Source organism: Streptomyces sp. NBC_00190 (assembly GCF_036203305.1).
In the GTDB taxonomy this organism is placed as follows: Bacteria; Actinomycetota; Actinomycetes; order Streptomycetales; family Streptomycetaceae; genus Streptomyces.
In genome coordinates this window covers 148099-167254 of sequence record NZ_CP108132.1, presented here as the reverse complement: position 1 = coordinate 167254, position 19156 = coordinate 148099, and the positions used below count along the sequence as shown (strand labels likewise).

The 19156-nt window shown below is 70.8% G+C and carries 17 protein-coding genes and 2 pseudogenes; 10 read left to right on the top strand and 9 right to left on the bottom strand.

All coding sequences use genetic code 11. The annotated features are described in order from the left end of the window. Positions 1-17 precede the first annotated feature (17 nt). From OG429_RS40820 to OG429_RS40785, 8 genes and pseudogenes are all read left to right on the top strand, one after another. The gene (locus tag OG429_RS40820; protein WP_328930689.1) at positions 18-281 is read left to right on the top strand and encodes an acyl carrier protein; all 264 of its coding nucleotides are present in this window, start codon (positions 18-20) and stop codon (positions 279-281) included. Continuing rightward, positions 281-730, top strand: a pseudogene (locus OG429_RS40815) (SRPBCC family protein); the annotation flags it as partial. The gene OG429_RS40820 and the pseudogene OG429_RS40815, both read left to right, overlap by 1 nt. 33 nt (positions 731-763) lie before the next feature. Beyond that, positions 764-1489: pseudogene (locus OG429_RS40810) on the top strand (SDR family NAD(P)-dependent oxidoreductase); the annotation flags it as partial. Positions 1490-1520: 31 nt separating this feature from the next. Beyond that, complete coding sequence (locus OG429_RS40805) at positions 1521-2270, top strand: SDR family NAD(P)-dependent oxidoreductase (protein ID WP_328930688.1); 750 nt, start codon at positions 1521-1523, stop codon at positions 2268-2270. Positions 2271-2272: 2 nt separating this feature from the next. Then, positions 2273-2596 (top strand): antibiotic biosynthesis monooxygenase family protein, encoded by a 324-nt coding sequence (locus tag OG429_RS40800; RefSeq protein ID WP_328930687.1) that lies wholly within the window; start codon positions 2273-2275, stop codon positions 2594-2596. Next, positions 2593-2901 carry an antibiotic biosynthesis monooxygenase family protein gene (locus OG429_RS40795; protein ID WP_328930686.1) on the top strand — a complete coding sequence of 103 codons (309 nt, stop codon included), beginning with the start codon at positions 2593-2595 and terminating at the stop codon, positions 2899-2901. Before OG429_RS40800 ends, OG429_RS40795 begins: the two co-directional genes overlap by 4 nt. Positions 2902-3175: 274 nt before the next feature. Beyond that, complete coding sequence (locus tag OG429_RS40790; RefSeq protein WP_328930685.1) at positions 3176-4717, top strand: MDR family MFS transporter; 1542 nt, start codon at positions 3176-3178, stop codon at positions 4715-4717. 69 nt (positions 4718-4786) lie between these two features. Continuing rightward, positions 4787-5635, top strand: coding sequence for an SDR family oxidoreductase (locus OG429_RS40785; RefSeq protein ID WP_328930684.1), 849 nt, complete (start codon positions 4787-4789; stop codon positions 5633-5635). Positions 5636-5700: 65 nt separating this feature from the next. On the opposite strand, the gene OG429_RS40780 is transcribed toward OG429_RS40785, so the two are convergent. From OG429_RS40780 to OG429_RS40760, 5 genes are all read right to left on the bottom strand, one after another. After that, positions 5701-6918 carry a protein-L-isoaspartate O-methyltransferase family protein gene (locus OG429_RS40780; protein ID WP_328930683.1) on the bottom strand — a complete coding sequence of 406 codons (1218 nt, stop codon included), beginning with the start codon at positions 6916-6918 and terminating at the stop codon, positions 5701-5703. 169 nt (positions 6919-7087) lie between these two features. Continuing rightward, a complete protein-coding gene (locus tag OG429_RS40775) occupies positions 7088-7576 on the bottom strand; it encodes a hypothetical protein (protein WP_328930682.1) in 489 nt (162 codons plus the stop codon). 117 nt (positions 7577-7693) lie between these two features. Beyond that, a complete protein-coding gene (locus OG429_RS40770) occupies positions 7694-8917 on the bottom strand; it encodes a helix-turn-helix transcriptional regulator (RefSeq protein WP_328930681.1) in 1224 nt (407 codons plus the stop codon). Between the two features lie 317 nt (positions 8918-9234). Further along, positions 9235-9723, bottom strand: a complete 489-nt coding sequence (locus OG429_RS40765; protein WP_328930680.1) for a hypothetical protein — start codon at positions 9721-9723, stop codon at positions 9235-9237. 87 nt (positions 9724-9810) lie between these two features. After that, the gene (locus OG429_RS40760) at positions 9811-11055 is read right to left on the bottom strand and encodes a helix-turn-helix domain-containing protein (protein ID WP_328930679.1); all 1245 of its coding nucleotides are present in this window, start codon (positions 11053-11055) and stop codon (positions 9811-9813) included. A gap of 158 nt (positions 11056-11213) precedes the next feature. Here OG429_RS40760 and OG429_RS40755 point away from each other — a divergent pair, with 158 nt between their 5' ends. Both OG429_RS40755 and OG429_RS40750 read left to right on the top strand, forming a co-directional pair. Continuing rightward, a complete protein-coding gene (locus OG429_RS40755) occupies positions 11214-12698 on the top strand; it encodes a peptide MFS transporter (protein ID WP_328930678.1) in 1485 nt (494 codons plus the stop codon). 19 nt (positions 12699-12717) lie between these two features. Continuing rightward, a complete protein-coding gene (locus tag OG429_RS40750) occupies positions 12718-13611 on the top strand; it encodes an MBL fold metallo-hydrolase (protein ID WP_328930677.1) in 894 nt (297 codons plus the stop codon). A 36-nt stretch (positions 13612-13647) separates the two neighbouring features. Here the strand turns inward: OG429_RS40750 and OG429_RS40745 are convergent, their stop codons facing one another. The 4 genes from OG429_RS40745 to OG429_RS40730 all read right to left on the bottom strand — a co-directional run bounded on the left by OG429_RS40745 (position 13648) and on the right by OG429_RS40730 (position 18447). Then, positions 13648-14043 carry a nuclear transport factor 2 family protein gene (locus OG429_RS40745; protein WP_328930780.1) on the bottom strand — a complete coding sequence of 132 codons (396 nt, stop codon included), beginning with the start codon at positions 14041-14043 and terminating at the stop codon, positions 13648-13650. 8 nt (positions 14044-14051) lie between these two features. After that, positions 14052-14996 (bottom strand): NAD-dependent epimerase/dehydratase family protein, encoded by a 945-nt coding sequence (locus tag OG429_RS40740; protein WP_328930779.1) that lies wholly within the window; start codon positions 14994-14996, stop codon positions 14052-14054. 29 nt (positions 14997-15025) lie between these two features. Next, positions 15026-17836 (bottom strand): non-ribosomal peptide synthetase, encoded by a 2811-nt coding sequence (locus tag OG429_RS40735; RefSeq protein ID WP_328930676.1) that lies wholly within the window; start codon positions 17834-17836, stop codon positions 15026-15028. Positions 17837-18000: 164 nt separating this feature from the next. Next, complete coding sequence (locus tag OG429_RS40730) at positions 18001-18447, bottom strand: 4'-phosphopantetheinyl transferase family protein (RefSeq protein ID WP_328930675.1); 447 nt, start codon at positions 18445-18447, stop codon at positions 18001-18003. Positions 18448-19156 lie beyond the last annotated feature (709 nt).

Below are 19156 nucleotides of genomic sequence, written 5' to 3'. Positions count from 1 at the left end.
CGAAAGGGCAGGAAGCCATGAGCGATTTCACCGTAGCTGACTTGAAGCGGATCCTGCAGGCGGGCGACGGCATCGACTGCGAGGTGGACCTGGAGTCCGACCTGGACCCCAACACCTCCTTCGCCGAACACGGCTTCGACTCCCTCGCCGTGCTGGAGCTGACCAACCGGATCGAGCGCGAGTACGGCATCTCCGTCGAGGACGGCGGCCTGGAGTACGAGAACACGCCGCGCGAGGTCGTGGACTACGTCAACGCACTGCTCGCGGAGGCCCGAGTCTGATGGCCGGCCACACCTGCAATTCCATCGTCATCGACGCTCCGATGGACCTGGTCTGGGAGCGCACCAACGACGTGCCGTCCTGGACCGAGCTGTTCAGCGAGTACTCCGTCGCCGAGATCCTGGAGCAGGACGGCCCGACCGTCACCTTCCGGCTCGCCCTGCACCCGGACGAGAACGGCAAGGTGTGGAGCTGGGTCTCCCAGCGCACCACCGACGAGGCCACCCGCACCGTCCGCGCCCACCGCGTGGAGACGGGCCCCTTCGAGTACATGAACATCCACTGGGAGTACACGCAGACGGACGAGGGCGTCCGGATGCAGTGGACCCAGGACTTCCACATGAAGGACGGCGCGCCCCTCGACGACGAGGGCATGACGGACCGCCTCAACCGCAACACCCCGGTCCAGATGAACCTCATCAAGCGCAAGCTCGAGGCCGCCGCCCGGGCCCGGCTCACCCCGCTCGCGGACCTCGCGGGCAAGCGGATCCTGGTCACCGGCGGGTCCCGGGGCATCGGGCGCGGCATCGTGCTCGCCGCCGCCCGCGCCGGCGCCGACGTCGTGACCTGCTACCGCCAGGAGAACGACTACGTCACCTCGCTGGAGAAGGAGCTCGCCCCGCTTCCCGGCACGCACCACGTGCTGCGCGCCGACGTCAGCGTCGCCGCCGACGCGCGCCGGCTGGCCGAGCGGGCGAAGGAGCTGCTCGGCGGACTCGACGCGGTCGTCAACAACGCGGGCGACTTCGCGCCGACCCCGTACGCGGAGCTGACCGACGCCGCATGGGCCACCGCGCTGCAGTCGAACCTGAACAGCACCCACCAGGTCACCCAGGCCGTGCTGCCGCTGCTCGGCGCGGGCGCCTCGATCGTCAACTTCGGCTCCACTGTGGCCCGTATCGGCATGGCCGGCGGCGTCCACTACACGGCCGTCAAGCAGGCGCTCGTGGGCCTGACCCGCTCCCTGGCCCGGGAACTGGGTCCGCAGGGCATCCGCGTGAACACGGTCTCGCCCGGCCGGATCGCCACCGAGGCGCTCGACGAGCTGCCCCCGGAGGTCGCCGCCCAGCAGCGCGCGATGTTCTCGAAGTTCAACGCGCTGGGCCGCCTCGGCACCCCGCAGGAGATCGCCAACGTCGTGCTGTTCCTGATCAGCGACCAGGCCTCCTACATCACCGGACAGAACATTCACGTCGACGGCTGCGTGTAGCCACCGTCGCACCTCGGAAGGGACACACCACGTGGAACTCGGACTGCAGGGCAAGAAGCTCCTCGTCACCGGCGGGTCCCGGGGCATCGGGCGCGGCATCGTGCTCGCCGCCGCCCGCGCCGGTGCCGACGTCATCACCTGCTACGTGCAGGAGAGCGAGTACGTCGAGAGCCTGCGCCGGGAGCTGAAGGAGACCGGCGGCGACCACTACGTCGTCCGCGCCGACGTCGGCGACCTGGAGCAGGTCGACGCGCTCGTCGAGACGGCCAAGGAGAAGTACGGCAAGCTCGACGGCATCGTCAACAACGCCGGTGTCATCAGCCACATCCCGTTCGCCGAGCTCGCCCCGGCCGAGTGGTCGCGTGTCCTGGACACGAACCTGACCGCCACCTACCGGATCATCCAGCAGTCGCTGCCGCTGCTGGGCGAGGGCGCCTCGGTCGTCAACATCGGCTCGCGCGGCGCCGCCGCCGGCATCCCGCTGCGCGCCCACTACACCGCGGCCAAGGCCGCGATGATCGGCCTGACCCGCTCGCTCTCCAAGGAGCTGGGCGGCAAGGGCATACGGGTCAACGTGGTCGCCCCGGGCGTCATCGAGACCGAGGCGTTCGACGACATGCCGGCCGAGCGTGCCGCGGGCCTGCGCGCGACGTACTCGCAGAAGACCGCCCTGGCGCGCCTGGGCCGGGTCGACGAGCTGGCCGCGCCGGTGCTGTTCCTGCTCAGCGACCTGTCGGCGTACGTCACGGGCGAGACCCTCAACGTCGACGGAGGCATCTGACCATGTCCGACGCAACCTTCCGGGTCATGCTCCGCATGCAGATCAAGCCGGGCGTGGAGGCCGACTTCGAGCGCGTGTGGAAGGAGGTCGGCGGCTCGGTCACCAGCCACCCGGCCAACCGCGGCCAGTGGCTGTCCAAGAGCACGACCGAGAACGAGGACGGCATCTACTACATCGTCAGCGACTGGGTCGACGAGCCGCTCTTCCGCGAGTTCGAGACCAGCGACACCCACCTGGAGCACCGCACCAAGCTGCACCCGTACCGCAGCGGCGGCTCCATGACGACGATGGACATCGTGGCGAGCCTGTCGAGGGCGGCCGCGTGAGTGCCGCTCCCGCAGTGGAAGTGGTGCTCTACCACCTCTCCGACCGGGGCGAGGACGTCCTGGCGGCCTACCACGAGGCCAGCCGCCGCATGTCCGGCACCCCGGGCCTGCTCGGCAACCAGCTCATGAGCGAGCTGGGCCGCTCCGACAGCTACGTCGTGGTCAGCCACTGGGACAGCTGGGAGTCCTTCGAGAAGTGGGAGGGCGGCGCGGACCACAAGGACCAGACGGCCCCCCTGCGCGAGTTCCGCGACACCGAACGGGCCCGCCCCTTCGAGATCTACAAGGTGCTCGCGAGCTACTGAACCGGCCACCGAGAACCTCGTGGGGGACGCGCGCAGCGTTCCCCACGACCAGTGGTCCGTTATCATCGGGAAAACGTTCGACCGAAACGACAGCAGGGAGCCCGCACGGGGAGCTGCACACCGAAGGACCGCGATCACCACGTCCGTTCAGGACCGATCGACGGTTGAGAGGGCCGAAGTCAGGCCGGAGTCGGGCACAGGATCCGACCGCACCCATCCTCTCCGCTGCCCGCGCTCAGCAGCAGGCGGCGTCCTTCGTGACAAGGGCATCCCCATGGCTACCCACACGTCCGCGTCTGCCGCGGGCACCGGCTCCACCACACCACGACCTGCCTCCGGCAAGACCAACGCCGTGGTGCTCACCCTCATGGCAGCGGTCTTCCTGGCCCTGCTCGACTCCCAGATCATCGCGACGGCGCTGCCGCGGGTCATCGGTGACCTCGGCGGACTCGACCAGTTCGCCTGGGCCACCACCGGCTACCTCATAGGCGGCAGCGCCGCTCTCCCCGTCTACGGCAAGCTCGGCGACCTCTTCGGCCGCAAGCGCATCTTCGTCGGCTCCCTCGTGGCCTTCCTGCTGGCGTCGGCCGCCTGCGGTCTCGCGCAGACCATGGGGCAGCTCATCGCCTTCCGCGTCGTGCAGGGCATCGGCAGCGGCGGCCTGTTCATCTGCGTCCTCGCCATCATCGGCGAGATGTTCGGCTACCGAGAAGGTGCCCGTTACTACGGCTGGATCTCCATCACCTTCGGCGCGGCCTCCATCGCAGGCCCCACCCTCGGCGGCGTCCTCACCGAACTCGCGTCCTGGCGCTGGGTGTTCTTCGTCAACCTGCCCATCGGCGCGGTCGTCCTGTTCGTCGTCGTCATGATGCTGGACCTCCCGGCCCGTCCCCAGAAGGCACGCATCGACTACGCGGGAGTCGTACTCCTCACCATCGCGATCGTCGCCCTGAACCTCTTCGCCGGCTGGGGCGGCGTCAAGTACGCCTGGACCTCGCCCGCGATCCTCGCTCTCGCCGCCGGAACCGTCCTCGTGATCACGCTGTTCATCCTGGTCCAGCGCCGTGCGGCCGACCCCGTCATCCCGCTGAGGCTGTTCGCCAACTCGTCCTTCAGCATCATCATGGTGCTGAACTTCATCGGCGGCTTCGTCGGCCTGGGTCTGCTCAACTACCTGGTGCTCTGGCTCCAGACCGTGACCTCCCTCGACGTGCAGAAGTCCGGCTACGTCCTCACCGCCCTGATGCTCGCCGTCGTGGTGAGCTCCTGGGTCAGCGCCAAGGCCATCGGCGCCACCGGCTCCTACCGCCGGCACCCGACCCTGAGCATGGCCCTCTTCGCCGTGACCGCCGTCCTGTTCCTCTCCGCGGGACCCTCGACCAGCGTGGCGCTCACCATCGGCTACATGGTGATGTTCGGCGTCGCCGCCGGACTCAACATGCAGGCGCTGAGCATCGCCGCACGCTCCACCGCGAGCATGCAGGACATCGGCGCCGTCCAGGGCACGGCGACCCTGATGCGCCAGCTCGGCACCGCGCTCGGCGTCTCGTTCTTCGCGGCCCTCATGACCGGCAGGCTCGCCACCGGGCTGCAGGAGCGCTTCGGCGGCGACTCCGCCGTCCACATCGACAAGGACGGCTCCCTCTCGCCCGAGGTACTCGGCCAGCTGTCCGCTCCCGCCCGGCTGGAACTCGCCACCGTCTACGCCGACTCGCTTCGCCCCGTCTTCGTCGTGATGATCCCGCTCGTCCTCATCGGTCTCCTGGCCGCGTTCTTCCTCAAGGACGCCGAGCCCGCCGAGCACACCGACGTCTGACCTTCCACTCGACCAGGGGTAATTCCCCCCCCGCACGGTTCCGTGCATCGCATCAAGGAGACAAAACGCATGATTCTGGTTACTGGCGCCACCGGCAACGTCGGCTCCGAACTCGTCGTTCAGCTGGCTGCCGCAGGCATCCCAGTCCGGGCCATGACCCGTTCGCCCGAGAAGGCCGACTTCCCCGCCGGCGTCGAGGTCGTCACCGGCGACTTCGACAAGCCCGAGACCCTGCCCGCCGCCCTCGAAGGCGTCGAGAGCGTCTTCGTCGTCCCGCCGGGCTACGGCCCCGAGGGCCCGGTCCAGGAGACCACCCTCGTCGCCGCCGCCCGCAAGGCCGGCGTCAGGCACCTCGTCAAGATGTCCACGAGCGGCGTGCACTTCGACGCCACCGACCCCCTCAGCAACGGGCACCGCCTCGGTGAGCAGGTCATCCGGGAATCCGGCCTCGCGTGGACCATCCTGCGCCCCGGCACCTTCATGATCTACCTCTACGGCTATGCCCGGACCATCGCCGCGGACAAGACGATGTACGTCACCGAAGGCGACCCGGTCTCCGCGATGATCCACCCCCGCGACATCGCCTCCGTCGCCGCCAAGGTCCTGACCACCCCCGGTCACGAGGGCCGGACGTACACCCTCACCGGCGCCGAGGCCTACTCCCCGAGGCGCCAGGGCGAGATCATCGCCGAGGCCCTCGGCGAGCCGGTCAAGGTCGTCGAGCGCACCACCGCCGAAGCCCGGGCGGAGTACGACCGCCTCGGCTGGGGCGGCCCGCGCCTCGAAGGCCTGCTCGAACTCAAGCGCCAGTCGGCCGCCTGGGACTTCGAGGTCTTCGACACCGTACAGAAGATCACCGGCACCGCGCCGCTCACCCTGCGCGACTGGGTCGACGAGCACCTCCACCTCTTCAACTGACCGGTACGACCTGCCTGGTACGGGACGACCTCGCCGGGACGTCCGGTACCGGGCAGGGCTGCCGATCAGGAGCCGACGACCTGGCGGGGTTCATCGAGCCAGGCGTGCTGACCGCTCCCGTCCACCGTGATGCCGAAGCGGGTGATGTGAGGTCGGCCCCGGAGCTCGTACCACGTGTAGGCCGCCGTCACCTCCCCCCACAGGTCGCGCGGTCCCCACGAGAGCACCGCGTCCTCCTCCCACCAATCGCCGTAGCGGACGATGGTGGCCGACGTACCGGCCTCGTCGACGAACTGGACCTTCCGCGCGTCGCCGTCCCCACGGTGCGAGTACGACACGTCCGGCACCTGAAGGCCGATCGCGAAGTCCTGGAGGTATCCCCCACCCAGCACGTGCGCCGGGTCGATCGGTGACCGCCTGCTTGTGGACTCCTCAGGAACCCTCAGGTCGACCGTCGGCCGTTCGCTGCGGATCCACATGTAGGAGGACTCGCCGACGAACCAGCCTTGCGCCTTCAGGCCGTCCACACGCAGCCGCAGCAACCCGGCGTTGCTGTACGCCGTGCCGAACGGGGTCAGGATCACCCCGCCGCGCCTGGACTGCTCGATCCAGGCGTACGGCACACGGCGCACCGACGCCGTGCAGATGATCCGGTCGAACGGGTCCCCGCCGGGTGCGCCCTGAAGGCCGTCTCCGACGATCAACTCGGGCTCGTATCCAGCAGACTTGAGGGCGGACGCACCCGAACGTGCGAGGTCCTCGTCGACCTCGATGGCCACCACCCGCTCCGCCCCGACTCGCTCGCAGAGCAGGGCCGTGTGATATCCGGAGCCGTATCCGATCTCCAGCACACGCGAGCGTGGCCTCAGGCTCAAGTGGTGGAGCTTCCGCACGACGATGTCCAGGGCGGAGACCGACGAAGTGAAGTCGCCGGCCGCCGGCCCGGGTGCGACGTGGCGGTCGTCCAGCTGCGTGACCACCGACTGGTGCGGGTTCCAGACCGCGCGGCGCCAGATGTCCGGTTCTTCGCTGCGGTCGACGAATTGCCAGAGGCCTTCGTCGTCGCGCACCGGAAGCCATACGGCCTGCGGTACGAAGGCCTCCCGGTCGACTTCGTCGAAGGCCCGCGCCAACCACGGCTCACGCAGTAAGCCCATGGTGATCAGGGCCTCGCGGCAGATCTCGCGGTTCACTTCTTGCCCGGCGGGGGCGGCGGCGGAGTGGACGGCTGGGGTGTCGGCCGGCTTCCGTCGGGGCTCGAAGGCTGGGACGGCGGCGTCCACGGTTTGTCTTGCGGGGGGCCGTTGTGCTTGCCCATCGACTTCTCCCATCGCTCTTTGAATGGTGCAGGATTCCCGCCCGGTCGGGGCAGGAGTCAGCGGATTCCGAGGACGACCGCGGCCAGGAGTCCGACGGTCATCACGACGTACGGGGCCTGGCGGCAGGCTTCGCTCACTGCACGGCCTCGGCGGCCTCGGCGAGGCGAGCGGCTCCGATACGGACGAGGAGCGCCACGGACGCGGGGTCGCAGTAGGCGGGCTGTGGTCCGACGGCCGCCCAGTAGACCGGGTGGGTGGGGCCGTACTCGTGGACGTCGAGGGCCGGTACGCCCAGATGCGTGCCGAGGCCGAGGCACTCGGCTCCGGCCGCGGGTCGCCATGCGGAAACGGTGCCCGCCGGGACCAGGGCGTAGTAGTTCCGACCGTGGCCGTCGTGGATGACAGGTCCGTCGAGGTGCACTTCGAGGGCGAAATCGGTGTACGCCCGGCCGAGGGCGCGATCCCCGACCGCCGCGTGTACGAGCTGCTCCGGAAGGCGAACGGCATCGAACGTGCTCCCGATCGGCAGGACGGCGACGCCCCGCTCGCGCCATTCTGTGCGGACCTGTTCGGGGCGGGCGTGGCTGCCGGCCAGCCAATCCGCCATGGTGCGCCTGGTCACGGGTGACTCCCTACCGTCATCGGCTGGTGCTACGACGACGGTAGGAGCGACCGGAACTGATGGGAGGTAAGGTCCCTACCCCCTCGTCGGGGGACAGGATTCCTACCCGCTAGGCGATCACGCGGAGATGCCCAGCTCCAGTGCCAGCTCCCGGGCGTCCTCACGCACCATCCGAGGCCCGGCCTTGGCCAGTTCCGGCAACACCATCCGCGTGTACGTGTTGTACCTGGCGGTCTCGGGCGACGCCCGATGCGCCTTCTGGAGCAACGCCACGGCGGCCACACCCTCATCGTGCATGCCGTATGCGCGCGCTGCCTCGATCAGGTGGAAGGAGCGCCGGGTGGCCGACGGGACCGCGCTGAGGTCGAGGCCTGCCGCCACCTCGACGGCCTGGCCAGGCTGCACCAGGGACAGGTGCATGGCGAGCGCGTAGGCGTCGACCACGCCCCGCCCGAAGATGAGCCACGGGTGGGCGTAGTCGTCGCCCAGTCTGCAGGCGGCGTCCTTGGCCCTGTCCCAGTATCGCCATGCCAGCCCGGCCTTGCCGACCTTGGCGAACGACAGGGCAACCGCGAGCTGCAACAGGCCCCAGCGCGCCAGGTCCTCCGGCTCCTCCTGCCGTAGCAGCGACGCCGCCTGCTCGGCCAGTTCCACGCGGGCGTCGGCGGCCTCGTTGGCGTCTCGATAGACGTGGTTCACGTACCAGGCGGCGCCCGCCATCGCGCGGGGGCTATCGGCATCCTGCGCTGCGGTCATCGACCGGTCCCCTGACAGCGTGATCAGTTCCGGCTCGGGCTGGAACGCCAAGAACAGCTGCGTGAGGTGGTACACCTGCGCCTGCACGACGAGCGCCCGGCGGCGTTCGGCGCCCTCCAGAGCGCGCGCAGAGTGCTGGGTGTCGGCCAGTAGATCCGGCAGCAAGGCTGCGACGCGGGACCGGTGGCCACCCTCGCTGTGCCACAGCTTCCAGGCCTGCCGTACGCGGGCTGCCAATACCTCGGCCGATTCCGGCTCTGTACCGGACGGGGTGAGCCGGTACGTGGTCAGGGCCCGTTTGATGGCAGGCAAGGACGAGTGTGCCGCTTTCGTGTAGGTGGCGGCCGAGATCCGCTCGTCGCCGGTCAGGTCAGCGATGTCGCACTCGTAGATCGTGGCCATGCGGATCAGCATGGGGAGGCGGGGCATTCCGATGGCGCCCGTCTCGATTCCTTTGACCCACTCTGCGGAGCGACCGACGAGACCGGCGGCCACAGGCCGCGTGAGGCCCGCCCGATCTCGGGCCGCTCTGGCACGGTGGGCGAACGTCTGGAAGGCGGGCTCGGTGTCGTACTGCTCGGGCATACGGGACACTCCGTTTCTGGCCTCGACACCCAGAACGCTACTCCCGTTCGGTGACGGGGGAATGACGAAAGCAACCTTCCCGCCCGCAGGCGAGAGGGTGGTGAAGTGCCTTTCCCGTACCGGGGGTGAAAGGCTCCTGGACCGGGTTTCCAGGGCGGCACCAGCGGGCGGCTGCGATGCGTACGAGGAGTGCGAGTGCGACGGATGCGGGGTCGCAGCACCAATGCCTCCGGTGCGGAGTCAGCGCATTCCGAGGACGACCGCGGCCAGGAGCCCGACGGTCATCACGACGTACAGGGCCTGGCGGCAGGCTTCGCTCACTGGACGGCCTCGGCGGCCTCGGCGAGGCGAGCGGCTCCGATGCGGACGAGGAGCGCCACGGACGCGGGGTCGCAGTAGGCGGGTCGCGGTCCGACGGCCGCCCAGTAGACCGGGTGGGTGGGGCCGTACTCGTGGACGTCGAGGGCCGGTACGCCGAGGTGCGTGCCGAGGCCGAGGCACTCGGCTCCGGCGGCGGACCGCCATGCGGATACCGTGCCCGCCGGGACCAGGGCGTAGTAGTTCCGACCGTGGCCGTCGTGGATGACAGGTCCGTCGAGGTGCACTTCGAGGGCGAAATCGGTGTACGCCTGGCCGAGGGCGCGATCCCCGACCGCCGCGTGCACGAGCTGCTCCGGAAGCCGAACGGCGTCGAACGCGCTCCCGATCGGGAGGACGGCGATGCCCCGCTCGCGCCATTCGGCGCGGACCTGTTCGGGGCGGGCGTGGCTGCCGGCCAGCCAATCCGCCATGGTGCGCCTGGTCACGGGTGAACTCCCTACCGTCATCTGCTGGTGCTACGACGACGGTAGGAGCGGGGCCGTCCGGGCGAGCGCACAAAATGTGCGTCCTCGTCAGGCCGCCAGAATGCCCACCTTCACGGCCAGTTCAGAAGCTCGCCGACGGCGCTGGGACACCCGCGACTCGGCCTCCTCCAGGATGATCGTCTTCGCGTAGCCGTTGTAGGCGATGGTGTCCGGGGCGGCCGCGTGCGCCTTCTCCAGCGTCGCCAGAGCAACCTCCGGCTGCCCGTCCAGCTGGTAGGCGCGGGCCTCCTCGATCCGGTGCCGGGCACGTCGCGGGCGGGAGGGAATCGTCCCCGCGTCGGCGGCCGAGGCCTGTCGGACCGATTCGCCGCCGGCCCGCAGCTCTACGGCGATCGTCACCGCGTGCGCGCCCATGATGGCTTGGCCGAAGCTGGTGATGGGGTGGAAGTATCCGGGCGCGAGACGGCTGGCGATCTCGCGGGCCTGGTCCCAGTACCGCCAGGCGGTGCCGGTCCGAGCCCGGCGGGCGGCCGTGTAGCCGGCCTCGTAGGTCAAGGCTCCGGCGATGGCGACGACGCCCTCGGCGGCGTCCGGCAGGAGGGGCCGCAAGAACGCCAGCGCTTCCCCGGTGACCGCGTCGGCCGCATCGAAGTGCGCGCGCTCGCGGTGGGCCTGCGCGGCCATCCACGCGGCCACGCCGATCGCGTGCGGGTCCTCCGAGTCCTGCGCGGCCACCATGCCGCGATCGGCCACGCGCCAGAGCAGCGGGGCATCCGGCTGGTAGGCGACGAAGAACTGGGTGAGCGCGAACACTTCGCCGAGCAGGGCCTGCGCGGCCCGTCGGTCGGCCCCCGTGTCCGCTTGCCGTACCGCGAGCTGCGCGTCCCGGATCAGGTCCGGAAGCAGGTCGCCGATCACCGTCCGGTGGTCGGGCGCGCAGTGACGGGCCGCCCATGCCTGGTCGAGGCGTGCCCGCAAGTGGGCTGTGGGCGGCGCCGCGCGGGCCGGAGCAAGGGCCAGCGCGTCCACCGAGGCCTTCACAGCGGCCAGGCGGGCATGCCCAGGTCCGGTGAAGAGCGCGACGCGTACCGATTGATCTCCTGTGAGGTCGGAGAGGTCCCGGACGTGCAGGAGGTCGGCCATCCTCAGAACCGTCTCCAGACCAGGCGTCTTGAGCCGTCCTTCCTCGATCGCCCTGGTCCACGAGCCCGACTTGCCGAGGAGGCCGCCGAACTGCTCGCGGGTGAGCCCGCGGCGCGTGCGGAGGATCTTGACTCTCTGGCCGAACGCCACCGAGGTGGCGGGTGGCTCCGGGCTAGCGTCACGTGACACGGCCTTGCCCCTCTCCTTGCAGCTCGACACCGACAGGTTAGGGGGCGCGGGCGCGGCGGGCTCAGTCTGGACCGGGTCTCCAGGGCGGCGCGACCCGCCGCCGAGTGCGGCTCCGCAGGATGGGGAGCCAGCGCCCGAGCCGCCCGAAGGAGACTGCCGTGGCAAGCCCGACCCGGTCGCACGACCTCAGCGGCGCCCCGACCGCCGAGCGGATCTACGTGCCGCCCATGGCCGCGCAAGGCGGCGCCCTGCCGGGGCCGAGGGCGCGGCGGGCGTTCGTCACGCTGCTCGGCGTCGACCTGTGGGAGCGGTTCAGCTTCTTCGGGATGGCCGCGATCCTGGTCCTCTACCTCACCGCCGCCCCCGCCGACGGCGGCCTGGGCATGGCCTCGCAGACCGCCACCGCGGTCTTCGCCGCGTACATGTCCCTGAACTTCATGGCCGGACTGCCCGGCGGCTGGCTGGCCGACCGGGTGCTCGGCGCCCGCCGGGCCGTGCTCCTGGGCGGCGCCCTCATCGCCACCGGGCACGCCGTCCTGTCCATCACCAGCGCACCCGCGCTGTACGCCGGACTCGCCCTCATCGTCGCCGGTACGGGCCTGGCCAAGCCCTCGCTCGCCGCGATGGTCGCCGCCGTCAGCGGCGCCGAGAAGCGCGAAGCGGCCTTCTCCCGCTTCTACATGTGCATCCAGGTCTCCGCGCTGCTCGCCCCCGTCGTCACCGGACTGCTCGCCGAGAAGGTCGCCTGGCACCTCGGATTCGCCGCGGCCGCCTTCGGCATGGCGGCGGGCCTGGCCCAGTTCGGCATCGGGCTGCGGGCCTTCGACGACGTCGGCCGCTCCCCGGTGCGCCCCGTCTCGCGCGAGGAGGCCCGTACGGCCCTGCGGCGCGCGGCCGTCGGCCTGGCCGTCGCCGCGGCCGCCGTGACCGCGGTCGCCGCCGGCGCGCTGCCGCTGACCGCCGTGCTGGCGCTGCTGGGCCTGTCCACCCTGTCCCTGCCGTTCCTCTACCTGCGCACGCTGCGCCGTCGGACCCCCGTCGACGGCAAGCGGCTCTCGGCGTTCACCGGGGTGATGGGGGCCTCCGCCGCCTTCTGGATGATCTTCGCGCAGAGCGGTTCGGTGCTCGCCCTCTTCGCGGAGCGCCACACCGACCGCGCCGTCCTCGGCTTCGACGTTCCCGCCAGCTGGTTCCAGTCGGTCCACCCGCTGTTCGTACTGCTGATGGCCCCGTTCGTGACGCGGCTGCGCGGGCCGGTGACCACGAAGTTCGCCGCGGCGCTGGGCGCGGCCGGCCTCAGCTTCGTCGTCATGGCGGCGGCCGCCCTGCTGGCCCAGGACGGAACGGTCTCCGCGGCCTGGCTGATCGGCGTCTACCTGCTCTACTCCTTCGGCGAGATCGTCCTCGCCCCGGCCGGACTCGCGCTCGCCGCGGCCGTCGCCCCGCCCGGCTTCACCAGCCGCTTCCTCGCCCTCAACGGCATGTTCGCCGCGGTCGGCGTGGTGCTCGGCGGCCAGCTCTTCCGGCTGACCGCGGTACTCCCGCTGTCCGTCTACTTCCTGCTGATGGGCAGCGCCGTGCTCGCCGTCGGCGCCGCCGTGGCCGCCACCGCCCGCCGGGTGCGCCCGTACCTTCCCGCCTGACACCTGAAAGGGGTATCCCGTGCATGTCACCGAGGTGGCCGAAGGCGTCCACGCGTACGTGCAGCCCGACGGCGGCTGGTGCCTGAACAACGCGGGCATCCTCACCGACGGGGCCCGGAGCGTACTGATCGACACCGCCGCCACCGAGGCCCGGGCCCGTACACTGCGCCGGGCCGCCCTGCGGCTGGCGCCGCGGGCGCCGCACGCCGTGGTCAACACCCACTTCCACGGCGACCACACCTACGGCAACTTCGTCTTCCCCGAGGCACTGACCGTCGGCCACGAGCGGACCCGCGCCATGGTCGGGACGGCGGGGCTGCACATGGCCGGCCTGTGGCCGGACGTCTGCTGGGGCGACATCGAGATCACCCCGCCGGAACTGACCTTCCAGGACCGCATGACGCTCCACGTCGGCCCGATCCGTGCCGAGATCGTCCACATCGGCCCGGCCGCGCACTCCATCGACGACACCGTCGTCTGGCTGCCCGACCAGGGCGTGCTGTTCACCGGCGACCTCGCGATGAACGGCGTCATGCCCTTCTGCGTCATGGGTTCGGTCGCGGGCTCCCTGCGCGCCCTGGACCGGCTGCGCGCCCTCGGCGCCACCACGCTCGTCCCCGGCCACGGCCCGGTCGGCGGCCCCGAGATCCTCGACGCCAACGAGGCGTACCTGCGCTGGATCCAGGGGCTGGCCAAGGAGGGCGTCGCCGCCGGTGCGAGCCCGATCGAGCTGGCGCGCGCCACCGACCTGGGCCCGTACGCCGGACTGCTGGACACCGAGCGCCTGCTCCCCAACCTGCACCGCGGGTACGCGGAGGAGCAGGGGCTGCCCGAAGGGGTCCCGCTCGACATCGGCGCCCTGTTCGAGGAGATGGCCGTCTACCACGGCCGCCGTCCGCGGTGCCTCGCCTGAAGCCGTCGGCCCCCCTGGCAGGGGGGCCGACGCGGATCAGCTCTCGATCAGCTGCTGGAAGGCCACCGTGTCGAAGACGTCCTCCATCCGTACGGCCATCCCGTCCCGCAGGGTCCAGGAGTGGATGAAGGGCAGGGTCCGTGTCGTCCCGCGGACCGAGGTCACCTGCCGGACGCCGAACACCACGATCCGGTCGTCGGCCGCCACGAACTCCTGCGGCTCCAGGCGCATCCCGCCCAGGACGGACGGTACCCGCGACAGGAACTCCCGGACGCCCGCGTGGCCGTGCTTGGTGCCGCCGAGGCCGTAGACGGCCATGCCGTCGGGGTGCACCCACTCCACCTGCGGGTCCAAGGTGTCGAGCAGGCCCGCCACATCGCGGTCGTGGAAGGCGCGGTAGGCGCGCCGGACCAGGGCCAGATTGCCGTCGATACCGGTCTTCACGCCGTCCTCGTCCCTTCTCGGTGCCCCATGTGCTGCGGATACAGGGCCCGCAGGGTGCGCTCGATGCCGTCCCGCCAGTCGACACGGCACGGGCCGGTCAGCCGGCGGCGCAGCGCGGGGTCGAACCGGTAGGTCTCCCGGGTGACCTCGCTCGGTACGAGCACGGCCCGGACGCCCGTCAGCGCCTCGATGTGGCGGATGCAGTCGCTGACGCCGACCGACTGGTCGCCGCCCCAGTTGACCAGCGTCGACGGGACCGACGCGGCCCGCCACAGCGGCGGGACCTGCGCCACCAGATCGTCGGTGTGCAGGAGGGAGCACCAGTTCTGGCCCTCCAGCGGCACGGCGATCGGATGGCCGGCCAGCATCCGCTCGAAGTAGAGCATCGGGACGCCGCCGTAGCTCCCCGGCCCGTACGCGATGTTGAGGCGCGCGATGGTGGTGGGCAGGCCCAGCACCCGGGCGAAGGCGCGCACCGCGCCCTCGGTGGCGAGCTTGCCCATCGGGTAGGCGGGCAGCCACGCCGCGGAGGCGTCGACCGGGTCGTCCTCGGTGTACGCGTGATCCAGGGTCCGGCGCGCGTACAGGGCGCCCGTCGAGACGAACAGGAACGCCTCGGCGGTGCGGGAGTGGACCATCAGGCGGCCGGTGGCCACCGCGTTCATCTCGGCCGTGGCGTTGAAGTCGCCGTCCTCGCCGCGGTGCACGGCGCTGTGCAGTACGTGGGTGAAGTCCTCGGGAACGCCCTTGAGGGCTTCCTCCGAGTGGTCGGCCATGTCCCACTGCCGGGTGGTGATGCCCCGGTCGTTCAGCTCGCGCTCCACGCCCGGCGCGCCGAACCGGCCGATGCACCAGACCTCGTTGTGCTCGGCGAGCGCCTCGGCGACCGGCCGGGCGACCTGCCCGGTGCCGCCGGTGATCAGGATCTTCTTGCCCTTCATGGTGTCGTCCCCCGTCATTGGTTCTCTTCCTACCGTCGGGCCGCGATCGCGTCGGCCTCGGCCAGCGAGCGGTCGAGTTCCCGCCGCAGAATCGCCTGGAAGGCCGCCACGTGGCGCGGGCTCATCAGGGTGTAGTGCTCGCCCGGTACCTCCAGGTACCGGTTGGGGCCGTCGGTGTGCTCGTCCCAGCGGCGCAGCTCGTTGTCGAGCCAGTCCCGCCTCGTGCCGCGCAGCGGTATCGCGTGGAAGACGCTCATCGACCGCACCCGGCCGCTCGGCTCGTAGTCTCGCCCCAGATCGGTCAGCGTGTTGGCCACGTCCGCCCACGCGCCGAACTTGTCTTCGTCCAGGTCGAGTTCGGCGATCCGGTCCGCAGGAGCCAGCCCGATCAGACGGGCCACCTGGGCCTCGCGGGACAGGTGGCGCAGGGCGTCTGGCAGCTCGGCGGACTGCTTCTTGTCGATCAGCTCCAGGAAGAACGCCAGATTGACCGCGGTGTCCACGAAGTCCAGCTCGTCCATCCGGTACTTGATGTGCGGCGGCAGGTTGAAGCTGCCCACGAAGTCGACGCGCTCGCCCTGGGATTCGAGGATCTTGGCGATCTCGAAGGCCACGGCGCCGCCGTACGAGTAGCCGGCCACCGCGTACGGCCCGTGCGGCTGCCGGGCCCGGATGGCGTCCACGTAGGCGTCGACCATCTGCTCGAAGGAGACGAAGGGCTTCTCCCCCTGGTTGAAGCCGCGGGCGCGCAGGGCGTAGAACGGCCGGTCGCCCGTGAAGTACCGGGCGAGGTTGACGAAGACGAGGACCTCGCCGACTCCGGGGTGCACGCAGAACAGGGGGGTCTTGGCACCGCTGGTCTGCATGGGCACCAGCGGGTCGTACGGGCGGTCGGCGGGCGCGGTGCGCGCGGCGAGCCGGGCCGCCAGCGCGCGTACCGTCGGCGCGGTCAGTACGGTGATGACCTCCAGGCCGGTGACACCGAGCCGCTGCGCCACCTTGGCGCGCAGCCGCAGGATGTCGAGCGAGGTGCCGCCGAGGTCGAAGAAGCTCGCCGTGGCGCTGACGGTGGCCGGGTCGGCGTCGAACATCTCGCCGAAGATCTCCGCGATCACCTGCTCCGTGGCGCCCTCGGGCGCGCTGTAGCCGCCGAGCATGCGCAGGGTCAGGTCGGCCACGGCCCGCCGCGGGGCCTCGTAGTCACCCGCTTCCAGGCGGGCGCGCATGAGCGAGCGCTGGATCTTGCCGAGGCTGGTCTTGGGGAAGTCCTCGCCGGCCAGCGGCAGGACCAGGGCGGGGCGGAAGCCCCACCGCATCACCACGGTGCTGCGGACGGCGGCGAGCACCCGGTGCAGGCCGGCCTCGTCCCCGTCGGGCAGATCGGGACGGAAGGCGATGACGAGCTGCTCGGTGTCGCTGCCGGCCGGCCGGGTGGGGAAGGCCGCGACGTAGGAGCGGGAGACATCGTCGAGCTGTTCGAGGGCGGCCTCGATGTCGTGGCTGAAGTAGTTGACGCCGTTGACGATGACACTGTCCTTGGTCCTGCCGGACAGGCTCAGGCGCCCCCCGTCGATGCGGCCCAGGTCGCCGCTGCGGAACCAGCCGTCGGCGGTGAAGGCGGCCGCGGTGGCCCCCGGGTCGCCGTAGTAGCCGGGGGTGACCATGGGACCGGTGAACTGGACCTCGCCCTCCTCACCCTCGGGCAGCGGCCGGCCCTCCCCGTCCGCGACGCGCATGCCCAGGCCCGTGACGGCGGTGCCCAGGTTCGCGAACTCCGCGCCGCGGTCGGCTTCGGGGAAGGCCTTGCGGGAGTAGACACTGCCCGCGCAGGTCTCCGTCATGCCGAACGCCGGCCACAGCACGTCCCGGGCGAGACCGTACGGCGCGAACTGGTCCAGAAACGTTTCCCCGGTGGCGACGACCACCGCCTCACCGCCGCTGATGATCTGCCGCAGCCGGCCGAGGCCGAGCGGTTCCCCGGAGGCGGTGAGCCGGTCGGCGGCCGTGTTGATCAGGCCCAGCAGGAAGTTGGGCGTGAAGGTCATGGTCACGCCGTGCCGGGAGACCAGCCGCAGGAACTCCAGCGGATCGGCGAGCACCACGGGGGCGGGGGCGTGCAGTTGCCGGCTTCCGGTGTACAGCGGCAGCAGGTGGCATTCCAGGAGCGCGGCCACGTGGTCGAAGGAGACCCAGTTCAGCGTGGTGTCGTCCGGGCCGAGCCGGTGGTGCCCGTTCTTGGCGGCCATGGACGCGATCAGGTTGCCGTGAGTGAGCATCACCGCCTTGGAACTGCCGGTCGATCCCGAGGTCAGCATCAGGAGGGCGGTGTCCTCGGGGGCCGCGTGGTGCAGGTCGGCGGCGGGCTCCCCGTACAGCTCATCGAGCGCGGCCACCCGCAGGCCGCCGGCCTCGCGCAGGTGCCCGGCGAGGGCGGAGCCGGTGACCGTCAGCGGCTTTCCGAGGAGCGCGTCGACATGGCCGAGCCGGCCTGCCCAGTCCTGCGGGTCGCCGCCCGGCGGCGCCACTGGGCACGGGATGAAGCCGCCGAGTACGGCTGCCCAGAATGTGGTCAGGAACTCTTCGGAGCGTTCCAGGACCAGTACGATCCTGTCCTGTGGGCGCAGGCCCCGGGCGCGCAGCCCGGTCAGGATCCGGCGGGCGCGGTCCAGCAGTTCGGGGTAGCTCTGGTCGGTGAACCCGGCGTCCGCCGTGCCGGTGCAGTGGCGCAGACCCGAGCCGGGGTGGCGGGCGGCGGCGGTGAGCAGCAGGTCGGTCAGGCTCGTCGGGCTCGTCGCGTGGGACGGGCCGGTGGGGCTGGTTGGGCTCTGCAGGGCGTTCACGGTCGTGTGTCTCCTGCCTCGAAGGGCGTGCCGCGGCCGGGCCTCGGCGACGCCTGGAAAGGGTGGGGGGAAGGGACTGCTCCGGTGGCACGGGACGTGGTCCGGTGACGGGGACTGCGTGAGCGGCCGGGCGGCAGCGCCGCCGCCGGTGTGCCGGACAGGATCTAGCCGAGCCGGCGTACCGACGGAGGCCGGTCGGCGCCCGCGGGCAGCGCGAGCGAGGCCGTCCAGCCCTCCGGAACCGGTACGTCCGCCATCCGCCAGGTGCGCACGGAGTCGAGGGCCGTCGTGGTGGTGTGCGCGGGCCCAGGGGTCCAGCCGTGACTCTCCAGCGCGGTCAGATCGGTGGTGATGCCGATCCCGAGGGCCTTGCACACGGCTTCCTTGCGGGTCCAGCAGCGCAGGAAGGCCGCGGTGCGCGACGGCCCTTCGGGCAGCGCGCGTACGGCCAGGCGCTCGGCCGCCGTGAGGACTGGGGCCTCGACCTCGGCGACGTCCAGTGCGCGGACCCGCTCGACGTCGATGCCCACCCGGAAGGGGGAGAGGGCCAGCATGCCCAGGCCCTGGGTGTGCGCGATGCTGATCCGCGCGGACGTCGCCGGGTGCAGCACGGCGGGCGGTCCGTGTTCCTCGCTGCCGCATCCCGGACAGGGGGTCCGGCCCAGCACTATCTCAGCGGCGGATGGCCGAAACACATCGGAAAGCGCCCGGCGTACGGCTGCGCGACAGGTGATGAACTCAGCTCGCGCCCGCTCGGATTTCATCTTGTGAACTCGTGTCAACTCGCTGCCGTCAAGTAGTTCCAAGTCGGTCGTCCGGTACTGCCCGGCAGGTACCGGCCACCACCACACCACCGCGTCGGTGGATTCGAAGAGCGGCGTGTCGGTGAATTCGATCATCCCCGTGTGGCTTGTTGTCACGGGCTTCACAGTAGGCTCGAAGGCCACTTGAGGCCGCCTCGCGCTGCGCACAGTTGGCCGCAACCGGACACCGTCGCCACGGACGGTGATGGCGAAATCGCGTCCGGTAGTGGAAGCGGAAGGGGCGGATTTCCTTCCGGGTCACGGGGGCAGCTTGTTGCCAGCGCGCTGGATAATTCCCTCCCGGGGGGCGGAATAAATGAGGGGTTGACATATGCCGGGACTGTCTGATGTTTCGCCGGGGATCTTGTTGACCGGTTCCGAACCGGCGAACTAGGGTCGGGTCCTGCGCGCTGCTCGAAAGACGCCTGAGATTTCTCGACTAAATAGTTGAAACTTGGGGTTCGGCGGCGGCAGATCATGGTGAGTCAAGGGGGAAGTCGGTGATCGGTGCCGTGAT

What these genes read in the sequence shown, in the direction of transcription:
- OG429_RS40785 (WP_328930684.1), top strand. Translation starts at nt 4,787, where the DNA reads ATGATTCTGGTTACTGGCGCCACCGGCAACGTCGGCTCCGAACTCGTC.
- OG429_RS40770 (WP_328930681.1), bottom strand. Translation starts at nt 8,917, where the DNA reads ATGCCCGAGCAGTACGACACCGAGCCCGCCTTCCAGACGTTCGCCCAC.
- OG429_RS40800 (WP_328930687.1), top strand. Translation starts at nt 2,273, where the DNA reads ATGTCCGACGCAACCTTCCGGGTCATGCTCCGCATGCAGATCAAGCCG.
- OG429_RS40790 (WP_328930685.1), top strand. Translation starts at nt 3,176, where the DNA reads ATGGCTACCCACACGTCCGCGTCTGCCGCGGGCACCGGCTCCACCACA.
- OG429_RS40740 (WP_328930779.1), bottom strand. Translation starts at nt 14,996, where the DNA reads ATGAAGGGCAAGAAGATCCTGATCACCGGCGGCACCGGGCAGGTCGCC.
- OG429_RS40820 (WP_328930689.1), top strand. Translation starts at nt 18, where the DNA reads ATGAGCGATTTCACCGTAGCTGACTTGAAGCGGATCCTGCAGGCGGGC.